The sequence below is a fragment of the Roseateles sp. P1_C1_2 genome, from assembly GCF_056406535.1.
In genome coordinates, this window is record NZ_JBFUAB010000016.1 from 20153 (window position 1) to 47019 (window position 26867).

General features: G+C 68.6%; 25 protein-coding genes and 1 tRNA gene. 10 read left to right on the forward strand and 16 right to left on the reverse strand.

Annotation, left to right across the window (positions count from 1 at the left end):
• Positions 1 to 2: 2 nt before the first annotated feature.
• The 4 genes from AC1D2H_RS16755 to AC1D2H_RS16770 form a co-directional block, all read right to left on the reverse strand.
• Positions 3 to 785 (reverse strand): PEP-CTERM sorting domain-containing protein, encoded by a 783-nt coding sequence (locus AC1D2H_RS16755; protein WP_477937151.1) that lies wholly within the window; start codon positions 783 to 785, stop codon positions 3 to 5.
• A 93-nt stretch (positions 786 to 878) separates the two neighbouring features.
• Entirely contained in the window at positions 879 to 1322 is a 444-nt protein-coding gene (gene ybeY, locus AC1D2H_RS16760) for an rRNA maturation RNase YbeY (RefSeq protein ID WP_477937153.1), read from the reverse strand.
• Position 1323: 1 nt separating this feature from the next.
• Positions 1324 to 1518 (reverse strand): hypothetical protein, encoded by a 195-nt coding sequence (locus tag AC1D2H_RS16765; RefSeq protein ID WP_477937155.1) that lies wholly within the window; start codon positions 1516 to 1518, stop codon positions 1324 to 1326.
• Positions 1515 to 2483, reverse strand: coding sequence for a PhoH family protein (locus AC1D2H_RS16770; RefSeq protein ID WP_478011753.1), 969 nt, complete (start codon positions 2481 to 2483; stop codon positions 1515 to 1517). Before AC1D2H_RS16770 ends, AC1D2H_RS16765 begins: the two co-directional genes overlap by 4 nt.
• 110 nt (positions 2484 to 2593) lie before the next feature.
• Between AC1D2H_RS16770 and AC1D2H_RS16775 the strand changes: the two genes are divergently transcribed.
• The 4 genes from AC1D2H_RS16775 to ruvB all read left to right on the forward strand — a co-directional run bounded on the left by AC1D2H_RS16775 (position 2594) and on the right by ruvB (position 6390).
• Entirely contained in the window at positions 2594 to 4006 is a 1413-nt protein-coding gene (locus AC1D2H_RS16775; protein ID WP_478011754.1) for a sensor histidine kinase, read from the forward strand.
• A 28-nt stretch (positions 4007 to 4034) separates the two neighbouring features.
• Positions 4035 to 4688: a response regulator gene (locus tag AC1D2H_RS16780; protein WP_477937161.1), complete on the forward strand. Its 654-nt coding sequence runs from the start codon at positions 4035 to 4037 to the stop codon at positions 4686 to 4688.
• Positions 4689 to 4765: 77 nt separating this feature from the next.
• Positions 4766 to 5335, forward strand: coding sequence for a Holliday junction branch migration protein RuvA (ruvA, locus tag AC1D2H_RS16785; RefSeq protein ID WP_477937163.1), 570 nt, complete (start codon positions 4766 to 4768; stop codon positions 5333 to 5335).
• Complete coding sequence (gene ruvB / locus AC1D2H_RS16790) at positions 5332 to 6390, forward strand: Holliday junction branch migration DNA helicase RuvB (RefSeq protein ID WP_478011755.1); 1059 nt, start codon at positions 5332 to 5334, stop codon at positions 6388 to 6390. Before ruvA ends, ruvB begins: the two co-directional genes overlap by 4 nt.
• Before the next feature lie 71 nt (positions 6391 to 6461).
• Here the strand turns inward: ruvB and AC1D2H_RS16795 are convergent, their stop codons facing one another.
• The 8 genes from AC1D2H_RS16795 to AC1D2H_RS16830 form a co-directional block, all read right to left on the reverse strand.
• Positions 6462 to 7412, reverse strand: coding sequence for a porin (locus tag AC1D2H_RS16795; RefSeq protein ID WP_477937167.1), 951 nt, complete (start codon positions 7410 to 7412; stop codon positions 6462 to 6464).
• Between the two features lie 153 nt (positions 7413 to 7565).
• Positions 7566 to 8210, reverse strand: coding sequence for a histidine phosphatase family protein (locus tag AC1D2H_RS16800; protein ID WP_478011756.1), 645 nt, complete (start codon positions 8208 to 8210; stop codon positions 7566 to 7568).
• On the reverse strand, positions 8210 to 8533 hold the full coding sequence (locus AC1D2H_RS16805) for a DUF1840 domain-containing protein (RefSeq protein WP_478011757.1): 324 nt from the start codon (positions 8531 to 8533) through the stop codon (positions 8210 to 8212). Before AC1D2H_RS16805 ends, AC1D2H_RS16800 begins: the two co-directional genes overlap by 1 nt.
• A gap of 247 nt (positions 8534 to 8780) precedes the next feature.
• Entirely contained in the window at positions 8781 to 10856 is a 2076-nt protein-coding gene (locus AC1D2H_RS16810; protein WP_478011758.1) for a putative bifunctional diguanylate cyclase/phosphodiesterase, read from the reverse strand.
• A gap of 56 nt (positions 10857 to 10912) precedes the next feature.
• The gene (locus tag AC1D2H_RS16815) at positions 10913 to 12214 is read right to left on the reverse strand and encodes an HD-GYP domain-containing protein (RefSeq protein ID WP_478011759.1); all 1302 of its coding nucleotides are present in this window, start codon (positions 12212 to 12214) and stop codon (positions 10913 to 10915) included.
• 253 nt (positions 12215 to 12467) lie between these two features.
• Complete coding sequence (locus AC1D2H_RS16820) at positions 12468 to 13835, reverse strand: GH1 family beta-glucosidase (RefSeq protein ID WP_478011760.1); 1368 nt, start codon at positions 13833 to 13835, stop codon at positions 12468 to 12470.
• A gap of 348 nt (positions 13836 to 14183) precedes the next feature.
• Positions 14184 to 15224: a LacI family DNA-binding transcriptional regulator gene (locus AC1D2H_RS16825; protein ID WP_478011761.1), complete on the reverse strand. Its 1041-nt coding sequence runs from the start codon at positions 15222 to 15224 to the stop codon at positions 14184 to 14186.
• A gap of 12 nt (positions 15225 to 15236) precedes the next feature.
• Positions 15237 to 15578: an HU family DNA-binding protein gene (locus AC1D2H_RS16830; protein WP_056194383.1), complete on the reverse strand. Its 342-nt coding sequence runs from the start codon at positions 15576 to 15578 to the stop codon at positions 15237 to 15239.
• 131 nt (positions 15579 to 15709) lie between these two features.
• Here AC1D2H_RS16830 and AC1D2H_RS16835 point away from each other — a divergent pair, with 131 nt between their 5' ends.
• On the forward strand, positions 15710 to 17725 hold the full coding sequence (locus AC1D2H_RS16835) for a putative bifunctional diguanylate cyclase/phosphodiesterase (protein WP_478011762.1): 2016 nt from the start codon (positions 15710 to 15712) through the stop codon (positions 17723 to 17725).
• A 162-nt stretch (positions 17726 to 17887) separates the two neighbouring features.
• Here AC1D2H_RS16835 and AC1D2H_RS16840 read toward each other — a convergent pair.
• The 3 genes from AC1D2H_RS16840 to AC1D2H_RS16850 form a co-directional block, all read right to left on the reverse strand.
• Positions 17888 to 17972: transfer RNA gene (locus AC1D2H_RS16840), tRNA-Leu, on the reverse strand.
• A 54-nt stretch (positions 17973 to 18026) separates the two neighbouring features.
• The gene (gene amaB, locus AC1D2H_RS16845) at positions 18027 to 19547 is read right to left on the reverse strand and encodes an L-piperidine-6-carboxylate dehydrogenase (RefSeq protein WP_478011763.1); all 1521 of its coding nucleotides are present in this window, start codon (positions 19545 to 19547) and stop codon (positions 18027 to 18029) included.
• An 8-nt stretch (positions 19548 to 19555) separates the two neighbouring features.
• On the reverse strand, positions 19556 to 20650 hold the full coding sequence (locus tag AC1D2H_RS16850) for a saccharopine dehydrogenase family protein (protein ID WP_477932392.1): 1095 nt from the start codon (positions 20648 to 20650) through the stop codon (positions 19556 to 19558).
• A 122-nt stretch (positions 20651 to 20772) separates the two neighbouring features.
• On the opposite strand from AC1D2H_RS16850, the gene AC1D2H_RS16855 reads away from it, so the two are divergent.
• From AC1D2H_RS16855 to AC1D2H_RS16865, 3 genes are all read left to right on the forward strand, one after another.
• Positions 20773 to 21237 carry an Lrp/AsnC family transcriptional regulator gene (locus tag AC1D2H_RS16855; RefSeq protein ID WP_478011764.1) on the forward strand — a complete coding sequence of 155 codons (465 nt, stop codon included), beginning with the start codon at positions 20773 to 20775 and terminating at the stop codon, positions 21235 to 21237.
• Between the two features lie 14 nt (positions 21238 to 21251).
• Positions 21252 to 21821 carry an NnrU family protein gene (locus AC1D2H_RS16860; protein ID WP_478011765.1) on the forward strand — a complete coding sequence of 190 codons (570 nt, stop codon included), beginning with the start codon at positions 21252 to 21254 and terminating at the stop codon, positions 21819 to 21821.
• 101 nt (positions 21822 to 21922) lie between these two features.
• Entirely contained in the window at positions 21923 to 22681 is a 759-nt protein-coding gene (locus AC1D2H_RS16865; protein WP_478011766.1) for a substrate-binding periplasmic protein, read from the forward strand.
• Between the two features lie 13 nt (positions 22682 to 22694).
• Here AC1D2H_RS16865 and AC1D2H_RS16870 read toward each other — a convergent pair whose 3' ends face one another.
• Entirely contained in the window at positions 22695 to 23675 is a 981-nt protein-coding gene (locus AC1D2H_RS16870; protein ID WP_478011767.1) for a 2-dehydropantoate 2-reductase, read from the reverse strand.
• 342 nt (positions 23676 to 24017) lie between these two features.
• On the opposite strand from AC1D2H_RS16870, the gene AC1D2H_RS16875 reads away from it, so the two are divergent.
• Positions 24018 to 26249, forward strand: a complete 2232-nt coding sequence (locus AC1D2H_RS16875) for a C1 family peptidase (RefSeq protein WP_478011768.1) — start codon at positions 24018 to 24020, stop codon at positions 26247 to 26249.
• Between the two features lie 98 nt (positions 26250 to 26347).
• Positions 26348 to 26758, forward strand: coding sequence for an SRPBCC family protein (locus AC1D2H_RS16880; protein ID WP_478011769.1), 411 nt, complete (start codon positions 26348 to 26350; stop codon positions 26756 to 26758).
• Positions 26759 to 26867 lie beyond the last annotated feature (109 nt).

Below are 26867 nucleotides of genomic sequence, written 5' to 3' on the forward strand. Positions count from 1 at the left end.
GCTCAGCGCAGGCGGCGGCGCGCCAGCGTCAGGATGACGCCCAGACCGCCGAGCAGCAGGGCCGCCGTTTCGGGCTCGGGCACGGCCGTCACGGTCCCGAAGACATTCGAGCTGCCGCGCAGGCAGGCCGCGCCGCCCGCACACTCGGCCGGATACAGGGGCGCGAAGGCGGAAAAGGACGAGCCGAGCTGGGCATCAGCCGGACCGCCGCCGAAGAGGGCAGCCACGCCGTTGGAGTTGAAGTTGGCATTGGCCGCACCGCCAGCGGCCGTGTCCACATCCAGCAGGCCGGTGCTGAAGCCTGTCGGGGTGGTGGTGCCAATGCCCACGCCCGTGGCGACGAAGGTATTGCCCGCGGCGTCGACAGCATGGCCCTTGAGGGACAGGAACAGGGTGCCGTTGGACGCTTCGGCCAGGTCGCCCGCCGAACCGCCGGCATTCAGGGTCGTGAAGTCGTTGTCGGCCCCGAAGCCCGCATAGACCTTGAGCCAGCCGCCGCTGAAGCGCACTTCGCTGGAGCTGATCGACGCGACCGTGTAGCCCCCGAAGACGTAGGTGAGCTCGCAATCGGTGCACAGGCCGGCGACGGCTGCCGAGTTGATGGAGTCGATCTTGCCGTAGCCGCTCAAGGTGTCGCCCACGCCCAGCGGCACGTTCTGGTAGGTCTGGGTGACCGCGAAGATCTGGCCCAGCGGGATGTCCACCCCGGAGATGACGACGGCTTGGCTGGCACTCGCGGCAAAGAGGCTGGCTGCGGCGGCAGCGAGGCGGATCATCTTCAGCATGAGGGTCTCCCGAGCGGATCGCGACAGAGACGCAAACATACTCGTCGGATGCCGGGACTGTCCACCGCTCCAGCCCCCTAGGACGCGAGGGCACTAACGTTTATAGGGATCCCCGAAGCCCAGCGCCGCCAGGATTTCCGTCTCCCTGGCCTCCATGGCCTCGGCCTCGTCGTCGGCTTCGTGGTCATAGCCCTGGGCGTGCAGGGTGCCGTGCACCAGCATGTGGGCGTAGTGGTCGAGCAGCGCAATGCCCATCTCGGCCGCCTCACTCTCCACGACCTCGGCGCAGATGACGAGGTCGGCGCCCACGACGGGCTCGTGGGCATAGTCGAAGGTCAGCACATTGGTGGCGTAGTCCTTGCCGCGGAAGTCGCGGTTCAGCGTGCGGCCCTCCTCGGCGTCGACGATGCGCACGGCGATCTCGCCCGGCAGTTCCAGCGCCGCGCGGATGAAGCGCATCACCTTGTGGCGCGGCAGCAGCGCGCGGTGACGGGGGTCGGCAAATTGCAGCGACAGGCTCAGTTCCGGCTTGGGCATCTCAGTTTTCCATTCCGCATTCGCGGCTGATGCGATGGATGAAACCAACGTCTTGCGGGCCGAGCGCTGGGCCGCTCCCGAGCCGGCCCGCGCTGGCGATGTGCTCGCGGCTCGATGCCGCGAGCATCGCCGTCCCCCCGGGGGACCGGTCAGACGCACCGCGTTCAGCGGTGTGCGGCTGGACGAGGGGCTTCATGCTTCACGCGCCTCGCGTTTGGCCCTGGCCTCATAGGCCTCGACGATGCGGGCCACCAGCGGGTGGCGCACGACGTCGGCGCTGGTGAAGCGCGTCATGGCGATGCCCTTGACCTTGGCCAGCACATGCTCGGCATCGATGAGGCCGGACTGCACGCCGCGCGGCAGGTCGATCTGGCTGGTGTCGCCGGTGACGACGCAGCGGCTGCCGAAGCCGATGCGGGTCAGGAACATCTTCATCTGCTCGGGCGTGGTGTTCTGCGCCTCGTCGAGGATGACGAAGGCGTGGTTCAAGGTGCGACCGCGCATGAAGGCCAGCGGCGCCACTTCCAGCAGGCCCTTCTCGAAGGCCTTGGTCACGCGGTCGAAACCGAGCAGGTCGTACAGCGCGTCGTAGAGCGGGCGCAGATAGGGGTCGACCTTCTGCGTCAGGTCGCCGGGCAGGAAGCCCAGGCGCTCGCCGGCCTCGACGGCCGGGCGGGTCAGGATGATGCGCTGCACCGTCGAACGCTCCAGCGCGTCCACGGCGCAGGCCACCGCCAGGAAGGTCTTGCCCGTGCCGGCCGGCCCCAGGCCGAAGGTGATGTCGTGCGACAGGATCTGCTGCAGATACTGGTGCTGGCGCGGCGTGCGGGCCGACAGGTCGGTGCGGCGGGTGCGCAGCACCAGCGCGTCGTCGCCAGCCGGCTTGTCGGCGGCCGCGGCGGCCGGCGCCTTGGCCTCGACGAGGGCGAGTTGCAGCGTTTCGGCCGGCAGCGGCCGGCGGGCGCGCTCGTAAAGCGCCTCCAGCAGCGACCTGACACGCTCGACCGCGGCCTTGGGGCCCTCGACGCGGAACTCGGCGTCGCGCCGGCCCAGCTTCACGCCCAGGGCGGCCTCGATCTCGCGCAGATGCACGTCCAGGCTGCCGCAGACACGGGCCAGCCGCGTGTTGTCTATGGGTTCGAGGGTGAAGCGCAGGATCACGGTGGGCTGAAAAGAGTGAACGCGGATTGTCGCCGGCTGCATGCAAACAGACAGGCCGCTGGTGCATTCCCGGCCTGCGGGCAGCAGGCGCTCACGCACAATGCCGCCCCATGACGTCACCGATCGCGCCGAGGGCCTCCAGGGCTCGGCGCCTGCCCCTTTTCCTGCTGCTTTGCGCCACCCTGCTCTGCCCGGCCGTTGCCCAGGCCCAGGCAGTCGCCGGGGCGGACTGGACCACGACGTTGCGCGGCTGGATCGCCGCCATGCTGGCCCTGATGGCGACCGTCGTCGGCCTCGTCTCCAGCCTGCATCACCGCGAGCGGCCGGCGAGCTTCCTCATCGGCATGATGCTGAGCTGGGTCGTGCTGCGCGCGGCGGCAGCGCCCAGCGCGGTTGGCCTGAGGCCCCTGTTGTTGACCCTGCTCGTGCTGTGCGGCGTGCAATACCTGTTGCGGCAGATGAACTGGAAGCGCAGCTGGATCGACCATGCGCTGCTGATCCAGTGCCTCGTCGTGCCGGCCAGCCTGCTGCTGACGGGCGGCCCGGTCGGCCTGCTCGGTTCGATCTGGCAGGCTGTGCTGAGCCTGGAACTGGTGGCCGCCATGGGCTGGGCGCTGTGGCTGCGGCGTGAGCGCCTGAAGGCGGGTGCTGACGAGGCCCAGTCGCGCGAGTTCGTGCTGATGGCAGCCCTGCTGCTGCCCACCATGGCGGCCCTGCTCGCCGAAAGGCTGCTGCTCGTCACGAGCGACTCGCTGTGGTCGACCGCCGCACCCTGGTTGAACCTGATGCTGCCGGTGATGATGCTGGGCCTGGGTCTGCAACTCGTGAACAGCGTCGCCCACGCCCGCATGGATGCCGAGAGGCGCATCGCGGCGATCGAGCAGCGCATGTCCGAGCGCATCGCCGAAGTCGAACGCAGCCACGCCCAGCTCGCCGAACAGAAGCTCGAGCAAGTCACGGAGCGCGAGCGCAAGCGCATCGCCGCCGACCTGCATGACGACCTGGGCGCCAAGCTGCTGACCATCGTGCACACCAGCGAGTCCGACCGCATCTCCACGCTGGCGCGCGAGGCGCTGGAGGAGATGCGGCTTTCGGTGCGCGGCCTGACGGGCAAGCCTGTCCATCTGATCGACGCCTTGGGCGACTGGCGCGCCGAGGTGGTGATGCGCCTGGGTCAGGCCAACATCCTGGCCGAATGGAAATCGCCGGCCGAGGAGATCGAGCACACCTTCCAGGCCCGCTCCTATGTGCAGACGACGCGTATCCTGCGCGAGTCGGTGTCCAACATCATCAAGCACAGCGGCGCTACCCACGCCACCATCTCCAGCGCCGTGCAGGAGGGCGACTTCATCCTGACCATTCAGGACAACGGCCAGGGCATTCCGTCCGAACTGGACGGAAGATTGGACAGAGGCCACGGCATGGCGAGCATGAAGTCACGCGCCAAGCAGATGCATGGCCAATGCCTGGTTGAATCCGGCCCTGGCTGGGGTACTGTGATCCGTCTGACCATTCCGCTGTGATTTCGCTCTAGATTTCCGAGGCTACGCCATGAACCACATCCTGCTGCTCGAAGACATCCCGGAGATCCGCGCCTGGCTCAAGGCCCTGGTCAAGCAGGTGTTCGCCAACGCCCAGATCACCGAGTGCTCCCGCGTCCAGGACGCCCTGGCCCTGGTCAGCGGCCAGCGCTTCACGCTCGCCCTGCTCGACCTCGGCCTGCCCGACGGCTCCGGCGTCGAGGTCATCGCCGCGCTGCGTGAAAAGCAACCCGAGGTGCAGTCCGTCATCGTGACCATCCACGACGACGACGAGCATCTCTTCCCGGCCCTGCAGGCCGGCGCCTTCGGATATCTGTTGAAGGAGCAGTCGCGCGAGCTGCTGGTCGAGCAGTTGCAACGCATGAGCCAGGGCGAGCCGCCGCTGTCGCCATCCATTGCTCGCAAGGTCATCGCCTACTTCGCCGCCCAGGCCAAGCCGAGTTCGCAGGCCCTGCTGCACGAGGTGTCGCTGACCGACCGCGAAACCGAAGTGCTGCTGCGCGTGGCCAAGGGCTACACGCTGCCGGAGATTGGCGTGCAGCTCGGCCTCTCCCGCCACACCATCGCCGACTACGTGAAGCAGATCTATCGCAAGCTCAATGTGAGCTCGCGTGCCGAGGCGGCATTGGAAGCGCAGCGCCTCGGGTTGTTCGGTCGAAACTAATGGCTTGGGATGGACCTGCGTGCACAGCGCGCAGCTCCGTCCTCAACTGACTCAGCGTCGGCCCGGATAATCGGGCCATGATTGGAAGACTCAGCGGCGTCATCGCCGAGAAATCGCCCCCGCAGGTCGTCATCGACGTGGCGGGTGTCGGCTACGAGGTGGATGTGCCGATGAGCACCTTCTTCAACCTCGGCAGCCTGGGCGAGCGAGCCGTGCTGCTGACTCACCTGACCGTGCGCGAGGACGCGCACCAGCTGTTCGGCTTCCTCACGCACGAGGAGCGCGCCACCTTCCGCCAGCTCATCAAGATCAGCGGTGTCGGGCCCAAGATGGCGCTGGGGCTGCTGTCGGGCTTGTCGGTGGCAGAACTCGCGGGAGCGGTCTCGCGCCAGGACGCCGGGCGCCTCACCAAGGTGCCGGGCATTGGCAAGAAGACGGCCGAGCGGTTGCTGCTGGAGCTGAAGGGCAAGCTCGGCGCCGACCTCGCGCTGCCCGCCGCCGTCACGAACGACGCGCAGGCCGACATCCTGCAGGCCCTGGTCGCGCTGGGCTACAGCGAAAAGGATGCGGCTGCGTCGCTGAAGGTGCTGCCGCCTGACGTCGGCGTCAGCGACGGCATCAAGCTCGCGCTGAAGAAACTCTCATGACCATTCAAACGGACGACTTCGCGCCCGCGCCCCGCATCGTCAGCGCCGCGCCCGAGTCCAGCCGCGAGGAGGCGATGGAGCGCGCCCTGCGGCCCAAGCATCTCGATGAGTACGTCGGCCAGGTCAAGGCGCGCGAGCAGCTGGAGATCTTCATCGGCGCGGCCCGCAAGCGCCGCGAGGCGCTGGACCACGTGCTGCTGTTCGGCCCGCCGGGCCTGGGCAAGACGACGCTGTCCCACATCATCGCGGCCGAGCTGGGCGTCAACCTGCGCCAGACCTCGGGCCCGGTCCTCGAGAAGCCCAAGGACCTGGCCGCCATCCTGACCAACCTCGAGAAGAACGACGTCCTCTTCATCGACGAGATCCACCGGCTCAGCCCCGTCGTCGAGGAAATCCTCTATCCGGCGCTGGAGGACTACCAGATCGACATCATGATCGGCGAAGGCCCGGCGGCGCGCTCCATCAAGCTGGACCTGCAGCCCTTCACGCTGGTCGGCGCGACGACGCGGGCCGGCATGCTGACCAATCCGCTGCGCGATCGCTTCGGCATCGTCGCGCGGCTCGAGTTCTACACGCCGGCGGAACTGCAACGCATCGTGACGCGCTCGGCCGGCCTGCTGGGTGCACCCATCGACGCCGACGGCGCGCTGGAGATCGCGCGCCGCTCGCGCGGCACGCCGCGCATCGCCAACCGCCTGCTGCGCCGCGTGCGCGACTACGCCGAGGTGAAAGCCGATGGACGCATCGTCGCCGGCATCGCCGACAAGGCGCTCGCCATGCTCGATGTCGACCCGCAGGGCTTCGACCTGATGGACCGCAAGCTGCTGGAGGCCATCGTGCATCGCTTCGACGGTGGGCCCGTCGGCCTGGAGAACGTGGCGGCCGCCATCGGCGAGGAAGCCGGCACCATCGAGGACGTCATCGAGCCCTATCTGATCCAGCAGGGTTTCGTGCAACGCACGCCCCGCGGCCGCATCGCGACCTTGGCCGCCTACCGCCACCTGGGCCTGGCGCCACCCGGCGGCAAGGCCGCAACCGATCTGTTCGGTGAATGAAAGGCGCCGCCGCAAGGCGCCCATAAAAAAAGCGCCCCGAAGGGCGCTTTCTTCGTTCCGGTCCCGAAGGATCAGAAGTTGTGGCGGACGCCAGCGGCCAGCGAGCTGAAGTCCTGACCAGCGACGCCGGTGAAGTAGTTGCCCTTGGTCTGGTTGTCGACCTTGGTCCAGAAGCCGTAGACCTTGGTGCGCTTGCTCAGGTTGTAGTTGTAGCCAACCGTCAGCTGCTTGGCGCCGTCGTCGGCAATGATCTTGTCGGCCTTGCCGAAGTTCAGGTGGAACTCGGACTGACCCATCACGTACATGCCGGACAGGCGCCACGTGTTCCAGTCCTTCTTGCCTGCGGCACCGAAGGTGTTCTCGGCACGCTGGACATAGCCGCCGATGATCACGGGGCCAAACTCGTACAGACCGCGGACGGCGAGCTGGGTGAAGTCACCCTTCTTCTCGTAGCCGAGGCCGGCGTGGAAGGGGCCCATGTCGTAGTTGACGGCGATGTCTTCGGCGCGGGTCGTGGTGTTCTCACCAGCGGCCACCGACAGTTCGGCGGAGAAGCCGGCAACGCTCGGCGTGAAGTAGGAGACCTTGTTGTTCGTATAGAACTGGGTCGCGTACAGCGCGTCGGACGAGGTGCCCGTGTCGTGGTTGTGGTTGCTGACGTAGTCGGCGGTCGCGAAATACGAGCCCGGGAACCACTTGCCGAGGCGGATGCCGCCGAAGCTGCCTTCCAGCTGGACCCACGAAGCGCGGTTCCAGAAGGTCGTGCCGCCGGTGGCGACGCCGGTGTCGCTGTTCACACCGTGTTCCAGCGAGAAGGAAGCCTTCAGGCCACCACCGAGGTCTTCGCTGCCCTTGAAGCCAAGGCGCGAAGAGTTGTTTTGCACAACGATCTTGCGGTCTTGCGAGCCGAACTTCTGGCTTTCGACCGTGGTATTCAGGCGGCCCCACAGGGTGACGCTTTGAGCGAAAGCCGGAGCGGCGGCGGTAGCGGCCAGAGCGGCGACGAGTGCAATCTTCTTCATCGTTTGCCTTTGCAGAAAGGTTGGGCGGGGCCTGGAGCCCTGCCTAGAAGGACAGTGGCGGCCAGTATAGGAGCGGCTTTTGCTACGCCCGATGCCGGCGACGCGTGGATGCAACAGTGGGCCTAGGGAGCTTGAAAAGCGCCGCAACTGTCCTCAGGCGGCGATGTCGTCGGCACTCAGCCCGGCCAGGTGGCGGTCGTCGTTCCAGCCGACCAGCGTGAAGCCCTCCGGCGTCGCCAGCAGCCGGTTGATGGTGGCATTGCCCAGTTGCCAGCTGCGCGGCGCGTCCAGCGCCACCTGGGTAGCGGCTCGGTAGAGGCAGTCCAGCACGCCACCGTGGGCGACCAGCGCAATGCTCTGCCCGGGATGGGCGACGGCGGCGCGCCGGGCGGCCGCGAGACAGCGCGCACTGAATACAGTCAGGCTCTCGCCGCCGCCCACCGCGAAATCGGGTTCGCGCCTGCGCCAACGGGCGGCATCCTCGGGATAACCCCGATCAATCTCTTCCCAGCTCAGGCCCTCGAAGCGGCCGAAGGCGCGTTCGCGCAGGGCGGCGTCGAAGCTGATCGCCAGGCCCTGGGCAGCGGCCACGGCCTCGGCGGTCTGGCGGGCACGGCTGAGGTCACTGGAATAGATGGCGGCCAGCGGCTCGTCGGCCAGGGCTTCGGCCAGGCGCTGGGCCTGGACCAGGCCCAGCGGGCTCAGGGGGATGTCGGTATGCCCCTGGATGCGCGTGGCGCGGTTCCAGGCGGTCTCGCCGTGGCGGACCAGGACGAGTCGGGTGACTTGTTCGAGCACTAGACGCCCCAGACGACGTCGGCGCCCTCTTTCAGGCTGCGCTGCATCAGTTCGTGCAGCGGCCAGGCGCGCTGGCGCAGCGACACCCCCTGGCGGCGCGGCACGGCCTCGCCGGCGGCCTTGGCCTCGTCGACGCCGCGCTGGAACTGCGCCTCGTCGGACGCCACGCCGGCTTCCAGCGCCTGGATCAGGCCCGGCAGCGCCGCCTGCTCGAGGATGCCTTGCGGGGCGGGTTCACGCCCCATCAGGCGCAGCACGGCATCGGCCGAGTCGGCCATCATGATGACGTCGGCGCCGGCCTTGGATTTGAAGCGGTAGAGCATGGTGGCATTGTGCGCGTGTACGTATGCGGGCCGAGCGCCGGGCCGCTCCCTAGCCGGTCCGTCAGGCGATGTGCTTGCGGCTCGATGCCGCAAGCATCGCCGTCCCCTCGGGGCTGAGGCCGGACACGTTGCGCCCAATGGGCGCGACGTGCCTGCCGAGGAGCAGCGGCACTGCCGCTGCGCGGTCTGCAAGACCGACCAGGCACGCCCGCGTTCAGCAGGGCGGGACTGGGCGAGGGGTACCGCCTCAGCCGCTGGCGAGCCCTAGCCAGCCGGACACCGGCGTGTCGACGACGTGGCGGCGCGGGCGCACGCGGCGCTCGAATTCATCCGGCGGCAGTGGCCTGGCGAACAGATAGCCCTGGAATTCGTGGCAGCCCGCCTGGGCCAGGAAGTCGCGCTGGGCCTCGGTTTCGACGCCTTCGGCGATGACCTGCAGGCCCAGGGCCCGGCCCATCTGCACGATGGCGTTGGCGATGCCGACGTCGCTGGCATCGTTGGGCAGGCCCTGCACGAAGCTGCGGTCGATCTTCAGGCGCTGGATGGGGAAGCGCTTCAGATAGCCCAGCGACGAATAACCGGTGCCGAAGTCGTCGATGGACAGCGTCACGCCCAGCGCCGCCAGCGAGCGCATGCGCTTCAGGGCCTCCTCGGCATCCCCCAGCAGCACGCCCTCGGTGAGTTCCAGCTCGAGCAGGCTGGCCGGCAGCATGGCTTCGCGCAGGGCCTCGGCCACGGTCTCGACGAAATGGGCCTGCTGGAACTGCAGCGCCGACACGTTGACGGCGACCGGCATGCGCAGGCCGCGGCCCAGCCAATGGGCGGCCTGGCCGACCGCCTCGCGCAGCACCCATTCGCCGATGGCGACGACGAAGCCGCTCTCCTCGGCCAGCGGGATGAATTCGGCGGGCGAGATGTCGCCGCGCTGCGGGTCGCGCCAGCGGATCAGCGCCTCGGCGCCGATGACGCGGTCGCTGCCCAGTTCGACCTGCGGCTGGTAGTGCAGACGAAAGCGCCCTTCGGCCAGGGCCTGGCGCATGTCATGGTCCAGGCGCATGCGCGACAGCAGGTCGACTTCCTTGCGCGGCACATGGAAACGGAAACCCGCGCGGCCACTCTCCTTGACCCAGTGCATGGCGCGCTCGGCGCTGGCCATCAATTCGTCGGGCGAGCTGCCATCGCTGGGATAGAGCGCGATGCCGCAGCTGGCGGTGACGGTGAAGCTCAGCGTGTCGAAACTGAAGGGCTGGGCCAGCAGTTGCTGCACGTGGCGGGCGGCAGCCTCGGCCTCCAACATGTTGGCGCCGTCGATGAGCAGCGCGAATTCGTCGCCACCGAGGCGGGCCAGGGTGTCATTGGCACCCACCGCGCCGCGCAGGCGCTCGACGACGTCGCGCAGCACGCGGTCGCCATAGCTGTGGCCCAGGGTGTCGTTGATCTGCTTGAAACGATCCAGGTCCAGGTGCAGCAACGCGAAGGCAGGCGCCGGCTCGCCGGTCTCGACGGCCGCCATCTGCTGCACGATGCGGTCGGCGAGCGCGCGGCGGTTGGGCGCACCGGTCAGCGCGTCGGAGCGGCCGAGTTCCTCGATGCGCTGGTGGGCGGCCAGCTTCTCGCTGAGGTCGCGGAATGAGAAGACCCGCCCGATGGGCTCGCCGCGGCTCATCTGCGGCAGCGACACCTGCTCCAGCACGCGGCCGTCGCCCAGGCGCAGCATGTCGCTGGAGCGCATCAGCGGCGCGTCCAGCAGGGCTTCGATGCGCAGCCGGTATTGCTCGCCGTCGCGCATCACGCGCTGCAGGCTCAGCCACAGGCCGGCGTCGCCGGGTTCGTGCAGCAGGCCGCCCGGCAGGCCCCAGAGCTTGGCGAAGCGGCGGTTGAAGCTGCGCACGCGACCGCCCAGGTCGACGACCAGGATGCCGTCGGCGGTGGATTCCAGCGTGGCACGCAGCTCGGCCAGCAGCGTCTCGCGTTCGGCTTCGGCGCGGCGGCGGCGCGTCTGGTCGTGCAGCAGCACCAGCCAGTAGCGGCCGCCTTGCGGCGCGTGGACCGGGCTGATGCTGCGGCTGACCCAGCGCGGCTGGCCGTCGCTGTGCGTCAGTACCGTGTCGGAGCGGATGCGGGCAAAGGGATCGCGGGCGGCGCCCTGCCAGAAGGCTTCGTCTTCCAGCGAACCGCACAGGGCCGCCGGCGGCTGGCCGAGGGCGCGCTCCGGCTTGAGACCGAGCAGGCGCAGCGCCGCGCGGTTGACGGCACTGACCGTCAGGGTTTCGCCATCCACCAGCCAGGCCGGCTCGGGCAGGCCTTCCAACATGGCGCTCATCACGGGCGGCGCCTCAGGGACGCGGGGCAAGGCCGGGTTCGCCTCGCGGCCGGCGTTCACGCGGCCAACTCCCCTGGTCCCGTACTCGCGGCGTCGAAGAAGTAGGCGATGCGTGCCCGGGGGCTGAGGTAATCCAGCGAAGCCCGCGGCAGGAACTGGGGCTTGAGGCTGCGGCGGATGCCGAGGTCGGGCATCTCTTCCAGGTTGAGGATGAGCGCCTCTTCCTTGGCGACCTTGACGTCATGGACCATGACGCGCGGCTTCAGCGGCCGCGCGGAATTGACGGACACGACCAGCGCATAGCGGTCGTCGGTCAACTGCACGGTGGAGCCCGGTGGGTAGACGCCCATCATGCGGATGAAAGCGTTCAGCATGGTCGCGTCGAAACGGTTGCGGCCCTGCGCGAACATCAGTGACAGCGCCTCGTGAGGCGTCATCGCCTTGGACGTGATCAGCGGGTTGCACAGGCCGTCGAAGCGGTTGACCAGCGCGACGATGCGCGCGCCGGTGCTCATGCGGTCCATGTTGATGCGCTGCGGGAAGCCGCTGCCATCGGCATGCTCGTGGTGCTGGGCGACGATCAGCAGCGGGCCAGGCGCCAGGCCCATGGTCTGGGCGATGGCCACGCCCTTGACGACGTGCTGCTGGTAGGCCTGGGTTTCGGCGGCCGTGAAGCTCTCGTCGCGGTGGCGCAGGCGCGCCGCGACCTCGAGCTTGCCGACGTCATGCAGCAGCGAGCCGACGCCGAGATCCATCATCTCGTCGCGGCCGAGGCCGAAGGCGCGGCCGAGCAGCAGGGCAATGATGCAGACGTTCAGCGCATGGGCGGTGCTGCGGTCACCGGCGGCTTCGTTGAGCAGCCGCATGTTCAGATCACCCTCGACCAGCATCTTGTCGAGCAAGGCGGCGGTCAGGGCCTCTGCCTGGGTGCGGGCGGCATGGGGGTCGGCCTGGACCGTGTCCATGACACCGCGAAAACCATCGGCGGCTTCGCCGTACTGCTCCTCGCACAGGCGCAGCGCTTCGCGCTGGGCGGCCAGCGCGCGGCGATGGGCTTCACGGGCCAGGTCTTCGGGGCTGGGCTGGGTTGGGACAGAGGTTTCGGACCCGTCGGCGGCATCGGCGCCTGCGGCAACCACGGCGCCCTCGGGCGACTGCAGCGACAGGTCGCTCTTGGCCGGGCTCCAGCGCACCTGGGTCAGGCCAAGGCGGCGCAGGATCAGCAGCTGATCGCTGGACGCGATCTTGAAGCTGGACAACGGAAAGGGATGCGACATCCAGCCGAGATCCAGATGAATGAACATCCCGACCGTCAACTGGCTGACATCGATCAGTGGATCGCTGGTTCTATCCTGCATTCGCTCAAAGCCCGTGCGCCGGGCACCCTCGACTCGGCCCGAGCTCCGGCAAACTTGCCGCAGTGCTCGAACCGGTCTCCTGCTATACGTCAAATCGGCCGGTCGCGCCTGCTGCTGCCTGGGAAAAATCCCGGGCAAGGCGCAAGTCGGAGCTTAGCGCCTGAACGTGACCGATTTCCCGCCGCTTAGTCGGGGCAAACGCGGAGGAATGCATACCGGAGGGCCTGCGTGAAGCTTCGCCGGCCGCTCCGCTTCAGCGGTGCTTGTGGTGCTGGGCGATGAAGTCGCGATACCAGTGGGCACTGTCCTTGAGCAGGCGCTGCTGGCTCGCATAGTCGACATGGACGAGGCCGAAGCGCTTGTCGTAGCCGGAGTTCCACTCGAAGTTGTCCAGCAGGCTCCAGTAGAAATAACCGCGCACATCGGCGCCCAGGCTCATGGCGGTGGCCAGGGCCTGCAGATGGGCGGACAGATAGGCGATGCGCTCGGTATCGGGCACATGAGGCGTGGGATCGTCGACGACGCGGTCGGCATTGGCCATGCCGTTCTCGGTGATGAACATCGGCGGTGGGTTGTACTCGCGGGCCAGGCGCACCAGGTGCTGGGCGAAGACCTCGGGCACGATCTCCCAGCCCATGTCGGTGAAGCCGCGCTTGCCCGGGCCCGGGACGGTCTTGCCGTCGGCGCCGAAGAGGCTGCGCGTGTAGAAGTTGATGCCGAGGAAATCCAGCGGCTGGCGGATGCGCTCCAGGTCGCCGGCCTCGACCAGCGGAGCGTCGGCGCCGACGTACTCGAAAGCATCGGCCGGGTAGGCGCCGCGGAAGATCGGGTCCATATACCAGCGCACGTTCAAGCCGTCGTCGATGCGCGCGGCGCGGCGGTCCGCCTCATTCGGCGTGGCCGGGAAGGACGGCGTGTGGTTGAGGACGATGCCCAGCCGGGTCTTGGTGACGGCGCGCATCGCGGCGATCGCCTCACCATGGGACAGCATCAAGTGGTGGGCCACCTGCAGACTCTCGGCGCGGCTGGTACGACCCGGGGCGAACTGGGCGGTCTCGTAGCCCAGCGTTGCCGTGCACCAGGGCTCGTTGTGCGTCGCGATGCTGGCCAGGCGGTCGCCGAAGCGGCGCGCGATTTCGGCACCGTAGTCGGCGAAACGGCCGACGACGCCGCGCGACAGCCAGCCGCCGATGCTCTCGTCCAGGGCCTGCGGCAGGTCCCAGTGGTAGAGCGTGCCGTGGGGTTGGATGCCGGCCTCCAGCAGCGCATCGATGAGGCGGTCATAGAAGGCGAAGCCGGCTTCGTTCCAGGCGCCCTCGCCCAGCGGCTGCACGCGCGGCCAGCTGAAGCTGAAGCGGTAGCAGTCCAGGCCCAGGCCCTTCATCAAGGCGACGTCGTCGCGGAAGCGGTGGTAGTGGTCGCAGGCGACGTCGATGTTGGAGGCGTCCTTGATGCGGCCGGGTTGGCGGCAGAAATGGTCCCAGATGGACGCGGCCTTGCCGTCCTCGAAGGCCGCGCCCTCGATCTGCGCCGCGCTGGTGGCGACACCCCAGAGGAAACCGGGCGGGAAGGACTGGGCCAGGGCGGCAGGGTCGATGCGATCGAGATTGGAAAGAGGCATGGTGGCGGAGCCGTGGCGGGCTGGCTGACGGGCGATGAGGCGGGAAGACGGGGGAAAGGCGGCACTGGCACCAGTACCGCGAAGAACGGGTCGGGTCAGGGCGCCGGGCCGGGCGAGCCCGCTGGGCAGGGGCAGGGTTTCATGGTGTCTCCTGTGTTGTTCGAGCTGCGCTTGCCACTGGCAACCCACTCGTTTCATGGGCAACAACGTGGCGGCCGCGGCCGCAGTCCTGGCTGCAGGCGGCAATCTTGCCCGAACGATGACAACGCTGTCAATACGCGCTGATAGCGATACCGCTTGCCGCTTCAGGCGGCGGAACAACGCGGAAGGTCCGGGAGGCGCGCCGGCTCAGCGGGCGCGCGTGGAGTCCCGCACGACGAGTTCGTGCGGCAGCACCTTGTGCAGGTCGGCCTCATCAGTGGAGGCGGCCACACCGCCAGCCCGCGGGCCCGTGACCAACATTTCCACCGCCATGCGCGCCATCTCGGCCACCGGCTGGCGCACCGTGGTCAGCGGCGGCCAGACCAGCGCCGCCGTCGGCGAATCGTCGAAACCGGCCACCGACAACTCGTTGGGCACGGCCAGACCCAGGCGCTGGGCCGCGGCAAGCACGCCCAGGGCCATGTCGTCGTTGCTGGCGAACACGGCGGTCGGGCGCTGGCGGCGGCTCAGCAGCTGGTGGGCGGCCTCGCGGCCGCTCTCGAACGTGAAGGCGCCGGGCTGCAGCAGTTCGGGGTCGGGTTCCAGGCCATGCGCGCGCAGCGCATTGACGAAGCCCTGGTAGCGCGCCGCACTGGCCGACTGGTCGGGCGGCCCCTTGATGAAGGCGATGCGCTGATGGCCCAGGCTGAGCAGCAGATTGGTGATTTCCTCGGCCGCGTGGACATCGTCCATGCGCACCGAAGGGACGCCGCGCAGGTCGCGCTCGGGCGACATCAGCACGCAGGGCGTGCCGTTCTCGCGCAGCGCGGCCAGCACCTCGGGGTTGTCGCACAGCGGCGGCGTCAGGATCATGCCGTCGGGCCGCAGCGCCATCACCATGCGGTCGATCTGCTGGCGCAGGTCGGGCGCATCGTTGTGAAGTGACTCGACAACGAGGTGATATCCCAGCTCGCGGCATCGCAGCGTGGCACCTTGCTGCACGCTGCCGACGAAGATCGCGCTGGGGTCGTAATAGAGCAGGCCGATCAGGAAGGACCGTCCACCTGCGAGGCTGCGCGCCGACTGTTTGGGTCGGTAGCGCAGCGCCTCCACCACCTTGAGCACCTGATCCCGGGTGGTTTCATGCACGCCGGGTTCATGGTTGAGCACGCGCGACACCGTCTTGATCGAGACGCCCGCCTCGCGGGCGACGTCGACGATGGTGGGGCTGGTGCCGCGCGGACTCATGGGCACGAAGAATTACTTCTTCTTGGCCTTGGCGGCCGGCTTGGCGGCGGGCTTGGCAGCGGCCTTCTTGGCAGCAGCCTTGGGATCCACGGCAGCCTTGAAGCCGGCACCAGCGGTGAACTTGGGCAGCTTGGCGGCGGCGATCTTGATCTTGGCGCCGGTGCTGGGGTTCACGCCGTTGCGGGCGGCACGTGCGTGCTGCTTGAAGGAGCCGAAGCCCGGGATCGACACCGCACCACCCTTTTTGACGGTGGTGACGATGGCGTCCAGCAGGGTCTCGAGGACGCGGCCGGCTTCAGCCTTGCTCAGCTCGTGCTTGGCGGCCAGGTGTTCGATCAGATCGGTCTTGTTCATGCGGGGGGTCTCGTCCAAAAACGCGCCCGAACGACTCGGGCGGGCGCGATTGTGGCTTATCGCGCGAGGCATACAGTCTCGGCAGAGTCCCGTATCCATCGTCGATGTCCGCCCACGTGCATTTTTCCTCTTTGCTCGACGCTCTGCCCCAGCAGGTGTGGAAGGCCGACGCCCAGGGTCGCCTGCTGTGGATGAACGCCCGCCTGGCCGAAGCGCTGAACCGCCCCGCCCTGCCGGCGCCCCTGACCCAATGCCTGCACGCGGACGACCGCGCCCCCTTCACCGAGCGCTGGGCCGCGGCGCAGCGCAGTGGCCGCTTCGAGATGGAGTACCGCCTCGGCACGAACTGGGTGCTGGCCCAGGCCCAGCGCCTGCCGGACTCGCCTCTGTGGCTGGGCACGCACACCGACATCAACTCGCGGCGCGCCGTCGAGACGCGGCTGCGCGAGTCCGACGAGGTCTGGAAGCTGGCGCTGGAATGCAGCGGCGACGGCGTCTGGGACTGGCATGTGCAGGCGGGCACCGAATATTTCTCCGACCGCTATCTGCGCCTGTACGGCTTCGAGCCCGGTGATGTGGACGCGACGCCCGAGGCCTTCGATGCACGCACGCATCCCGACGACCTGGCGCAGATGGACAAGGACCGCGAAGACCATTTCGCCGGCCGCACGGCGCTGTACCGCAACGAGCACCGCGTGCTGGCCAAGGACGGCAGCTGGAAATGGATCCTGAGCCGCGGCATGGTCATCGCGCGGGATGCGGCGGGCAAGCCGCTGCGCATGGTCGGCACGCACACCGACATCACCGACCGCAAGCGCCAGGAGGCACTGGTCTGGCAACAGGCGCGCGTCGACACGCTGACCGGCCTGCCCAACCGCCGCTCTCTGCGCGAGCGCATCGAGCGCGCGCTGGCCCTGCGGGCGATGCGCGGCGACGAACTCGCCGTCATGTTCGTCGACCTCGATCACTTCAAGGAAGTCAACGACTCGCTGGGCCATGACGTCGGCGACGCGCTGCTGGTGCAGGTGGCGGGGCGGCTGCAGCAGCACATGCCCACCGGTGGCGTGGTCGCGCGCATGGGGGGCGATGAATTCACGGTGCTGCTCGCAACGGACAGGGCGGCACCGGCGGCCGAGCGCGTCGGCCATCATCTGCTGGAGGCCCTGTCCGAGGCCTTCGAGGTCGTTGGCGAGCGGGTCTATGTGTCGGCCAGCATCGGCGTGAGCCTGGCGCCGCGCGACGGCGTCGAGATCGAGGCGCTGTTCAAGCATGCCGACCTGGCGTTGTACGAAGCCAAGGGTGCGGGCCGCAATCGCATGGCGATGTTCACGCCGGCCCTGCACGAGGCCGCGCAGCGCCGCACCCGCCTCGCCGCCGAACTGCGTGAAGCGCTGCGGCGCGCGCAGTTCAGCCTGGTCTACCAGCCCATCCTGTCGCTGCAGGACCCGGCCGCGCCGCCGCGCAAGGCCGAGGCCTTGCTGCGCTGGACTCACCCGCAGCTGGGCGAGGTCAGCCCGGCCCAGTTCATCCCGATTGCCGAGACCAGCGGCTTCATCGTCGACATCGGCGACTGGGTCTTCCGCGAGGCCGCCGCCCAGGTGCTGGCCTGGCGGACGGCGGGGCACGAGGGCTTTCAGATCAGCGTCAACAAGTCACCGGTGCAGTTCCTCGGCGAGCGCAGCCACCGCGTACAGCCGGACTGGGTCATGCATCTGCACGACCTGGGCCTGGCGGGCGACGCGCTGGCCGTCGAGATCACCGAAGGCCTGCTGCTGGAACGCGACGAGGCCGTGGCCGAACGGCTGCGCGCGCTGCGCGAGGCGGGGTTGGCCATCTCGCTGGACGACTTCGGCACGGGCTACTCGTCACTGAGCTATCTGCAGCACCACGACATCGACACCGTCAAGATCGACCGCAGCTTCGTGGCCGGCATCGAGAGCAGCGGCAAGGCGCTGGCGCTGTGCCGGGCCATCGTGACGATGGCGCATGAGCTGGGGATGGAGGTCGTTGCCGAAGGGGTGGAGACCGAGGCGCAGATGCTCGCTTTGAAAGCGATGGGCTGTGATTGGGGGCAGGGGTGGTGGTTTGGGAAGGGGGTTTCCGCTGCGGAATTTGAGCAGCGGTGGTTTTCCGCCCCGACGCGCTGAACGGCCCATCGAGGGCCATTCAGCGGGGACTCGGTCACGTTCCGCGACCCCGGCTTGAAGCGCAGCTTCAAGCCCTTCGAGTCCTCACGCGATGTCCACTGGACATCGCTTCCTGGTCCCCAAACGGCGAAGGCCAGCACTTGCGTGCTGGCCTTCTTCGTTTGGTGCCCAGGAGAGGACTCGAACCTCCACGGAGTTACCCGCTAGTACCTGAAACTAGTGCGTCTACCAATTCCGCCACCTGGGCTTTCAGGGAGGCCGGACTATAGCCTAGTTCTCAGCCCTCCCCGACGAAGTCGACTCAGATGTCGAACTTCACTCCCTGAGCAAGCGGCAACTCACTCGAGTAATTCACGGTGTTGGTGGTGCGGCGCATATAGGCCTTCCAGGCGTCCGAACCGCTCTCGCGGCCACCACCGGTTTCCTTTTCACCACCGAAGGCACCGCCAATTTCCGCACCGGACGTGCCGATGTTGACGTTGGCAATGCCGCAGTCGCTGCCCGATGCGCTCATGAAGCGCTCGGCCTCGCGGATGTCGGTCGTGAAGATCGCGCTCGACAGGCCTTGCGGCACGCCGTTCTGCAGCTCGATGGCTTCTTCCAGCGTCTTGTACTTCAGCGTGTACAGGATGGGCGCGAAGGTCTCGTGACACACCACCTCGGTCTGCGACGGCATGCGCACCAGGGCCGGCACGACGTAATAGGCCTCGGGGAAGCGATCGGCCAAGGCACGTTCACCGCCACTGACCTGCCCGCCCTGCTCGCGAGCCGCGCTCAGCGCGAACTGCATCGCGTCGAAGGATTGCGCGTCGATCAGCGGACCGATCAGCGTGCCCTGCTCCACCGGCGAACCGATGGGCAGCTGGGCGCGGGCGCGGTCCAGGCGCTCGACGAGGGCGTCGTGGATGCTCTCGTGAGCGATGACGCGGCGCGTCGTCGTGCAGCGCTGGCCGGCCGTGCCATAGGCGCCGAACAGGATGCCGCGCACGGCCAGTTCCAGGTCGGCGCTGGGCGTCACGATGATGGCGTTGTTGCCACCCAGCTCCAGCAGCGAGCGGCCGAAGCGGGCCGCGACGCGCGGGCCGACGGCGCGACCCATGCGGGTGGAGCCGGTGGCGGAGACGAGAGCGACGCGGTTGTCGTCGACCATCGCTTCACCGGCATCGGCACGACCGATGATCAGCTCGGACAGGCCGTCAGGCGCGGTGTTGCCCGCGGCGCGGTAAGCCTTCAGTGCGCGCTCGAACAGGGCCTGCGTGGCCAGCGCGGTCAGCGGCGTCTTTTCGGACGGCTTCCACACGCAGGTGTCGCCGGCGACCAGGGCCAGGGCCGAGTTCCAGGCCCACACGGCCACCGGGAAATTGAAGGCCGAGATGATGCCGACGACGCCCAGCGGCAGCCACTGTTCCATCATGCGATGGCCGGGGCGCTCGCTGGCGATGGTCAGGCCGTGCAGCTGGCGCGACAGACCGACGGCGAATTCGCAGATGTCGATCATTTCCTGGACTTCGCCCAGGCCTTCGCTGGTCACCTTGCCGGCTTCGATGGAAACCAGCTGGGCCAGTTGCGCCTTGTGGGCGCGCAGCTCTTCGCCGAACAGGCGGATCAGCTCGCCGCGCTTGGGCGCCGGCACGACACGCCAGGCCTTGAAGGCCTCGGCTGCACGGCCGACGGCCGCCTTCATGTCGGCCGCGCTGGCGGTGGGCACTTGGGCCAGCACGCTGCCGTCGATGGGCGAGCGCACGGTCAGGTCGCCCGAACTGGGCAGATGGACGCCGAGGGCGTCGAGGACGGAAAGGGTTTGTTGCTTCATGGTCCGCATTGTCCCGATCAGGAAATGGACTCGACTTGACGGGACTGTTGATACGCCGAGCCGAAGCGGTTGGCAAGGAAGTCAGGCAGGCTGACTTCTTCCTGGCGGACAAAGCCCTTCTGCGGCAGCTTGCCTTCGCGGAACAGGTCGACGGCGGCGCAGATGCCGGCGGCGGTCGTGATCTGGATGGCGCTCAAGGGCTGGGCACCGTCACGCGTGGCGAAGATCTTGCGGGCAAAGACTTCCTGCAGCAGCACACCGTTCTTCTGGCCCGACACGGTCACGAAGACGAGCACGACGTCCTGCATGGTGGCGGGCATGCTCTTGCGCATGATGTCCTTCAGCAGGTTCTGGTCGCCCTTCAGGCCCAGGTCGCCCAGCAGGAACTGCATCAGGTCGCGGTGGCCGGGGTAGCGCACGGTCTTGTAGTCCAGGTTGCGCACCTTGCCCGCCCAGGTCTCGCACAGCGTGCCCAGGCCGCCGGAGGTGTTGAAGGCCTCGTACTCGGTGCCGTCCAGGCTGAAGTGCTCCAGGCCTTCCAGCGGCAGCGCAGAGATGGTCTCGCCCTCGTGCACGGCCTCGCAGGGGTGGCAGTACTCGTTGATGAGGCCGTCGACCGACCAGGTCAGGTTGTACTTCAGCGCATTGGTCGGGAAGGCCGGCAGCGCGCCGACGCGCATCTGCACGTCGCGCACCGAGTCAAAGCCGCTGGCCAGGTGGTGGGCCACGATGCCGATGAAGCCCGGCGCCAGGCCGCACTGCGGCATGAAGGCGGTCTTGGCGCCCTCGGCCATCTTCATGATGGCCTTGGTGGCGGCCACGTCCTCGGTCAGGTCGAAGTAGTGGCAGCCGCACTCCAGCGCCAGTTCGGCGGCGGTGATGGCCAGGTGGTAGGGCAGCGCGTTGACGACGGCATCCTTGCCACGCAACTGTGCGGCCAGCGCGGCGCGGTTGTCGCTGTCGACCTCGGCGGTGGCGATGCCCTCGGCAGCCAGCACCTTCAGATAGCCGGGGTTCTTGTCCAGCACGGTCACCTGGTAGTCGCCGGTGGCGTGCAGCAGGCGGGCGATGGTCTGGCCGATGTGGCCGGCGCCGAGCAGGGCGATCTTCATGGGGTGCTCCGTGTCGAGGGATTGAACTGGGCCGCACTCTAGGCAGGGTCGCTGACGAAAGAAAGCATCACTCCGACGAAAGCAATTGCTGTTTCGACGATTCGTCGCGATGATTCGTCGTTATGAATGAATTGCGGGTAAACCCGATAGCCTCGACGGACGACCTCGACCGCCGCCTGATCCTGCTGTTGCAGGCCAATGCGCGGGAGAGCACGGCCACCCTCGCGCGCAAGCTGGGCGTGGCGCGCACCACCGTCGTCGCACGCCTGGCCCGGCTGGAGGCCAGCGGCCGCATCGTGGGCTACACGGCGCGGCTGGGCGGCGACGAGGCGGGGCGCAGCGTGCAGGCCTTCGTCGGCATCACCGTCAGCCCCAAGGCCGGACGCGAGGTCGTCAAGCGGCTAGCAGAACTGCCCGAGTTGCGCCAGCTCGCCTCCGTCAGTGGTGAGTTCGACTACATGGCGCTGCTGCGCGCCGACACTACGGCCCGGCTCGACGCCCTGCTCGACGAGATCGGCGAGATCGACGGCGTGCTGCGCACCAACAGCTCGGTGGTGCTGGCGCTTCGAGTAGACAGACAGACCTGAACTGGAGACCTTCGATGACCTGGCTTGCCCTCGGCCTTGCCCTCTTCCTCGGCATCCACCTGACCCGCGCGCTGGCGCCGCGATGGCGCGAGGCGCAGATGGCCCGCATCGGCGAGAAGGGCTGGAAGGGCCTTTACACCCTCGTGTCCCTGGTCGGCTTCGGCCTGATCCTGTGGGGCTTCTCGCAGGCGCGGCTGCAACCCGTCGTGCTGTGGGCGCCGATCCGCGGCATGAACCACGCTGCAGCCGCGCTGATGTTGATCGCGATGATCCTGATGGCCGCGGCCTATGTGCCGCGCAACCACTTCAAGGCCAAGCTGCAGCACCCCATGACGCTGTCGGTCAAGGTCTGGGCCTTCGCCCACCTGCTGGCCAACAACACGCTGGCCGACGTGATGCTGTTCGGCAGCTTCCTGGTCTGGTCCATCCTCGTCTTCCGCGCAGCGCGGCGGCGGCCGGCGCCGGCGGCAGCACCCGGCACTGTGGCAGGAACGCTGGCCACCATCGCCGTCGGCTTCGCGCTGTGGGCCTTCTTCGCGTTCTGGGCCCATGCGGCATGGCTGGGCATCGCGCCGCTGGGATAGGCGGCACACGTCCATGACCCCAGGGCCTCGGCGAGGCCCTGCGCGCGCAGCAGTGCGCGTAGACTCGAAGGTAGATGATTCGCCGCTCTTGGATGTGCTTTTTGGCCTGCCTTCTGGGCCTGGCGGCAACGGTCGCCACCGCGGCAGACGCCCAGGCCAGGCCTCTCACTGCCTGCGGCGAACCCGGCATCGGGCCGCCCTGGCTGTACCGCACGCCGGGCCAGCCGCAGCAGCTGAGCGGCTTCCTCGTCGATCTCTGGCCGCCGCTGTTTGCCAGGCTCGGCGTCGAACTCCAGCTCATCGACCTGCCCTTCAAGCGCTGCCTGCGCGCGGTCGCTTCTGGCGAGATCGACTTCGCGCTCGCCGCCTACTACGACGACGAGCGCAGCAAGACGCTGGCCTTCTCCAAGCCCTACAAGACCTTCACGCCCCAGGTCTTCTTCCGCGCTGCGCAGCCGCTGAACATTACAGACCGCGCCGGGCTGAAGCGCTGGCGCGGCTGCGGCAAGAACGGCTCGACCTATGCCCACTACGGGCTGAGCCCGGGCGATCTTGACCAGGGTGCGCGCAACTACCAGCAGCTGATCGAAAAACTGCTGCTCGGCCGCTGCGACTACTTTGTCGAAGAGCTCGAAGTCATCGAGCAGTGGGAACTCGGCAAGGTCAACCATCTGGCCACGCCGGGGCTGGCCCACGCGCCGTTGGCGGACGTGCCCCCGCCGGCCTTCCATGTGGTGGCCGCACGGGGCAGCGCGGCGGCTGAGTTGCTACCGCGGCTGGATGCTGCCTTCGCCGAGGCCATGCGCAAGGGCGACGTGGCGCGACACTGGAAGCGCCACGCGGGCCAGTTGCCCTACTGACAGGCCGCGAGACTCAGGCGGCCGACGCGCCGCGGCACCGGTCCATCAGCCTCGTCAACCCCAGCAAGGCATCCAGCATCGGCGTCGCCACCCCCAGTTGCTGCGCGAGCTCGCGCGGTGCGGCCAGCAGGGCGTCGGTTTCGATGGCCCGCCCGGCCTCGATGTCCTGCAGCATGGAGGTCTTGAAGGCGCCGAGCGAGCGCGTGATCGCGTGCCGGTCCTGCGGTGTCTGGGAGATCGGGCAGCCCATGCGCTCACCCACTTCGGCCGCCTCGCCCATGATGGCCGTCGTGAAATCGCGCACGAGGTCGTCGTCGAGGATGCGATCGGTCGTCGCGCGCGTCAGCGCCGAGACCGGGTTGGTGGTCATATTGCCCCACAGCTTGTACCAGGCGTCACGCTGGATGCTCTCCGCGGCCTTGGCCTCGAAGCCGGCGTTGACCAGCAGCGTTGCCAGCGCATCGACCGCCGCACTCGCGCCGCCCACGGCCTCGCCGATCAGCAGGCCGTTGCCCATCACATGGCGGACATGCCCCGGCGCCTCGGTGAAGCAGCTCGCATGGACGACGCAGCCAACGACGCGCTCGGGCGGAATCAGYGCGGCGATGCGGCCGTCCGGGTCCACGCTCTGCAGCATCAGCCCCTGCACCGGCAGGCCGGCCGTGAACCACCAGGGCAGGCCGTTCAACGCCGTCAGCACGCGCGTGTCGGGCCCGCAGAGCCGGGCGACCTGCGCCGCCACGCCGGCGATGGCCGGGCCCTTGACGGCGAGGATGACGAGATCCTGCAGGCCGAGCTCGGCCGCGTCGTCGCTGACACGCAACGGCGCGCGCCAGCTGTCCTCGCCGCTGTCCAGACGCAGGCCGTGCTCGCGCACGGCCGCCAGCGTGTCGCCACGCGCCAGTGCGCTGACGGCCACGCCATCCACGCGTTGCAGATGCGCGACCATCCAGCCGCCAATGGCCCCGAGGCCGACGATGCAGACCTTAAACATGGGGGGGCCTGCTCGCCCTCAGGGGAGCGATGCGAGAGGGTCTGCGCGGGTGCAGGGCTAGGCGTGGCGCTGAAGCCCGGGCTGGCCGCCCGGGCAAGGCGCCCAACAACGCCATGCGCCCGCGCAGCCCCTCTCCCGAAGGGTTGTCACTCAAAAGCCCGCGCGCGGCGTTGCGAAGCCTCGCTGGGGACGACCCCAGCTTCGACTTCGCGCCTTGCTCGCGGGTTTTTGAGTGGCAACGCATCCGTTCCCCTGAGGGTGAGCAGGCCCCCAGTCTCGCACGTGGGCTTGTGGCCGAGATGACCCGCAGCCATGATCGCCCTCCTCTCGAGGAGACCCGCCATGGCCACCAAGCCCCGCAAGCCCGCCACTGCCAAGAAGGCCACCGCCGCCGCCGCGCCCACACCCAAACTGGACGCCCGCCCCGACCGCCTGGACCTGCGCGACCTGGTCTACCGCTCGCCGCTGCGCTCCCTGCCGGCGCGCTGGCCGCTGGACGCCGACCTGAAGCGCCTGCTGCCCGCCTATGTGAAGGCCGGCCGCATCCTCAACCAGGGCAACGAGGGCGCCTGCACCGGCTTCGGCTTGGCCTGCGTGACCAACTACCTCTACTGGCTGCGCCATCTCGACACGCCGCGCGCCCGCCTGCCCGAGCCGGTCAGCCCGCGCATGTTCTACGAGCTGGCCCGCCTCTACGACGAATGGCCCGGCCAGGACTACGAGGGCTCGTCCTGCCGCGGCGCGCTGAAGGGCTGGCACAAGCACGGCGTGTGTTCCTTCCAGCACTGGCCCTACCCCATCGACAAGCGCGGCAACGGCGTTTTCGAGCGCCCTGCCGCCGGCTGGGACGAAGACGCGACGAGGCGGCCGCTGGGCGTCTACTACCGCGTCGACAAGAGAAGCATCGTCGACATGCAGGCCGCCATCTACGAGATCGGCGCCATCTATGTGTCGGCCGACGTGCACGACGGCTGGACCGTCGACGTGACAGCCGCGCCGTCCAGCCACGCCCAGCTGCCACGCATCCAGCGCATGGCCCAGAAGACCGGCGGCCATGCCTTTGCGCTGGTGGGCTTCAACGAACGCGGCTTCGTCGTGCAGAACAGCTGGGGCACGGAATGGGGCGCCAGCGGCTTCGCCATCCTGAGCTACGAGGACTGGATCACCAACGGCACCGATGCCTGGGCCGTCGCGCTGGGCGTGCCGCAGGACCTGTCGGACATCAAGCCCACGCCGGCCCCGGCCGGCAAAAGCAGCAAAAGCGCCAAGGCAGGCCGCGCGGCCGCGGGGGGCTTTCGCACCATGGCCGGCCGCGGCCTGGCGGACGTCGGCCCCACGCTGCGCGACGAGGACAACCCGCGCGACGACCCCTGGCCCATCGACCATGTCTTCGCCCACAAGCCCTACCAGCCGCTGCGCACCGACGAGGCCTATACCCACACCCTGGTCTCGGGCAACGACGGCCAACTGATGGCGACCGACTTCACCCGCGCCCGCCACGACCGCGAGGGCCTGGCTAGAGAAATCATCGTCGAGCGCCCCGCCGCCTGGTTCAAGGCGAGCAAGGGCAAGACCGTCAAGCTCGCCATCTACGCCCACGGCGGGCTGAACTCCGAGGTCGGCGCCATCCAGCGCATCCGCGTGCTGGCGCCCTATTTCCTCGCCAACGGCATCTACCCGCTGTTCTTCACATGGAAGACCGGCCCCGGCGAGACGCTGAAGGACATGCTCGAAGACCTCAAGCACCGCGTCGTCGACTCGGCCGACGCCAGCGCCGGCTGGCTGGACCGCATGCGCGAGAGCGCCGGCGAGGCCAAGGACCGTGCCATCGAAGCCGTCGGCCGCCAGTTCGCGCGCGGCATCTGGAGCGAGATGCGCGAGAACGCCGAGGGCGGCGCCACGGCCGACCATGTGCTCGACCTGGCCGCCCGCATGCTGCGCGAACTGCGCGATGGCCTGGCCAAGAGCGGCAAGACGCTGGAGCTGCACCTCGCCGGCCACTCGGCCGGCTCCATCCTCATCGGCCACCTGCTCAGCCGCCTGGGCGGTGCCAACGCCGTGCAGGCCAGCAGCTGCGAGCTCTACGCGGCCGCCTGCTCCAGCGGCTTTGCCGTGCAGCACTACGGCGCGGCCCAGGAAGCCGGCGTGCTGTCGCTGGACACGCTGCGCCTGCACGTGCTGACCGATGCCAACGAGCGCTGCGATGGCCTGCCCGACGCCCGGCGCGACATCTACGGCAAGTCCCTGCTCTACCTCGTGTCGCGCGCGCTGGACGACGTCCGCAAGCAGCCGCTGCTCGGCATGGAACGCGCGCTGATGAAGCCCGACCCCGCATGGAACGACGACCAGTGGACGGGCTCGCCGAACGCGGACGTCGCCGCCTGGCTCAAGCTCTGGCCGGCCGGCGCGCTGCTGAACCGCATCACGGCGCCCAAGGTCCGCATCACCAAGGCCGGTGACCAGATCGACGCCGGCCACGGCAGCTTCGACAACAACATCGATGTGCTGACGGGCACGCTGGAGCGCATCCGCGGCGACAAGCTCGTCGCCCCGATGGAGTGGCTGGACTACTAGGGCCCGCTCACGCCACGGCGACGGTTGGAGATGTCCGAATGCGGCCGGCGCCATGCCGGTCGCGCGGCCAAGATGGCTCATCACTTCAGGAGATGGCCATGGCCTCGATCCACCGCGAAATCCTCGTCGACACGCCCGCCGCCGCCCTCTGGGACGCGATGCGCGACGCCGGCGCCCTGCACACCCGCCTGGCGCCCGGCTTCATCACCGAATGCACCATGGACGGCGACGAGGCGCGCCAGCTCCGTTTCGCCAACGGCATGACGGCGCGCGAACTCATCATCGACATCGATGACTCCGCCCGCCGCATCGCGTGGTCGGCCGTCGGCGGGCGCTTGACCCACCACAACGCCTCGACGCAGATCTTTGACGAGGGCGGCGCGCGTTGCCGTGTGGTCTGGATCGCCGACCTGCTGCCCCACGCACTGGCGCCGGCCGTCGCGGGCATGATCGAAGCCGGCCTGCAGGCGATGAAGGCCCACGCCGAGGAGAGGGCATCCGCCACCTGAGGACTGCGTACCGCGCCACCATGCGCTGGTGGCGCCGACGAAGTGGCTGGGCCACCGAGTTCTCGGGCGACACTGCCGGCACCGCCGCAATGGCAAAAAAAAGGCACCG

What these genes read in the sequence shown, in the direction of transcription:
- AC1D2H_RS16815 (WP_478011759.1), bottom strand. Translation starts at nt 12,214, where the DNA reads ATGCAGGATAGAACCAGCGATCCACTGATCGATGTCAGCCAGTTGACG.
- AC1D2H_RS16810 (WP_478011758.1), bottom strand. Translation starts at nt 10,856, where the DNA reads ATGAGCGCCATGTTGGAAGGCCTGCCCGAGCCGGCCTGGCTGGTGGAT.
- AC1D2H_RS16780 (WP_477937161.1), top strand. Translation starts at nt 4,035, where the DNA reads ATGAACCACATCCTGCTGCTCGAAGACATCCCGGAGATCCGCGCCTGG.
- amaB (WP_478011763.1), bottom strand. Translation starts at nt 19,547, where the DNA reads ATGCGGACCATGAAGCAACAAACCCTTTCCGTCCTCGACGCCCTCGGC.
- AC1D2H_RS16880 (WP_478011769.1), top strand. Translation starts at nt 26,348, where the DNA reads ATGGCCTCGATCCACCGCGAAATCCTCGTCGACACGCCCGCCGCCGCC.
- AC1D2H_RS16825 (WP_478011761.1), bottom strand. Translation starts at nt 15,224, where the DNA reads ATGAGTCCGCGCGGCACCAGCCCCACCATCGTCGACGTCGCCCGCGAG.
- AC1D2H_RS16775 (WP_478011754.1), top strand. Translation starts at nt 2,594, where the DNA reads ATGACGTCACCGATCGCGCCGAGGGCCTCCAGGGCTCGGCGCCTGCCC.
- ybeY (WP_477937153.1), bottom strand. Translation starts at nt 1,322, where the DNA reads ATGCCCAAGCCGGAACTGAGCCTGTCGCTGCAATTTGCCGACCCCCGT.
- AC1D2H_RS16795 (WP_477937167.1), bottom strand. Translation starts at nt 7,412, where the DNA reads ATGAAGAAGATTGCACTCGTCGCCGCTCTGGCCGCTACCGCCGCCGCT.
- AC1D2H_RS16830 (WP_056194383.1), bottom strand. Translation starts at nt 15,578, where the DNA reads ATGAACAAGACCGATCTGATCGAACACCTGGCCGCCAAGCACGAGCTG.
- AC1D2H_RS16850 (WP_477932392.1), bottom strand. Translation starts at nt 20,650, where the DNA reads ATGAAGATCGCCCTGCTCGGCGCCGGCCACATCGGCCAGACCATCGCC.
- AC1D2H_RS16875 (WP_478011768.1), top strand. Translation starts at nt 24,018, where the DNA reads ATGGCCACCAAGCCCCGCAAGCCCGCCACTGCCAAGAAGGCCACCGCC.
- AC1D2H_RS16765 (WP_477937155.1), bottom strand. Translation starts at nt 1,518, where the DNA reads ATGAAGCCCCTCGTCCAGCCGCACACCGCTGAACGCGGTGCGTCTGAC.
- AC1D2H_RS16805 (WP_478011757.1), bottom strand. Translation starts at nt 8,533, where the DNA reads ATGCTCTACCGCTTCAAATCCAAGGCCGGCGCCGACGTCATCATGATG.
- AC1D2H_RS16820 (WP_478011760.1), bottom strand. Translation starts at nt 13,835, where the DNA reads ATGCCTCTTTCCAATCTCGATCGCATCGACCCTGCCGCCCTGGCCCAG.
- AC1D2H_RS16860 (WP_478011765.1), top strand. Translation starts at nt 21,252, where the DNA reads ATGACCTGGCTTGCCCTCGGCCTTGCCCTCTTCCTCGGCATCCACCTG.
- AC1D2H_RS16755 (WP_477937151.1), bottom strand. Translation starts at nt 785, where the DNA reads ATGCTGAAGATGATCCGCCTCGCTGCCGCCGCAGCCAGCCTCTTTGCC.
- ruvA (WP_477937163.1), top strand. Translation starts at nt 4,766, where the DNA reads ATGATTGGAAGACTCAGCGGCGTCATCGCCGAGAAATCGCCCCCGCAG.
- ruvB (WP_478011755.1), top strand. Translation starts at nt 5,332, where the DNA reads ATGACCATTCAAACGGACGACTTCGCGCCCGCGCCCCGCATCGTCAGC.
- AC1D2H_RS16855 (WP_478011764.1), top strand. Translation starts at nt 20,773, where the DNA reads ATGAATGAATTGCGGGTAAACCCGATAGCCTCGACGGACGACCTCGAC.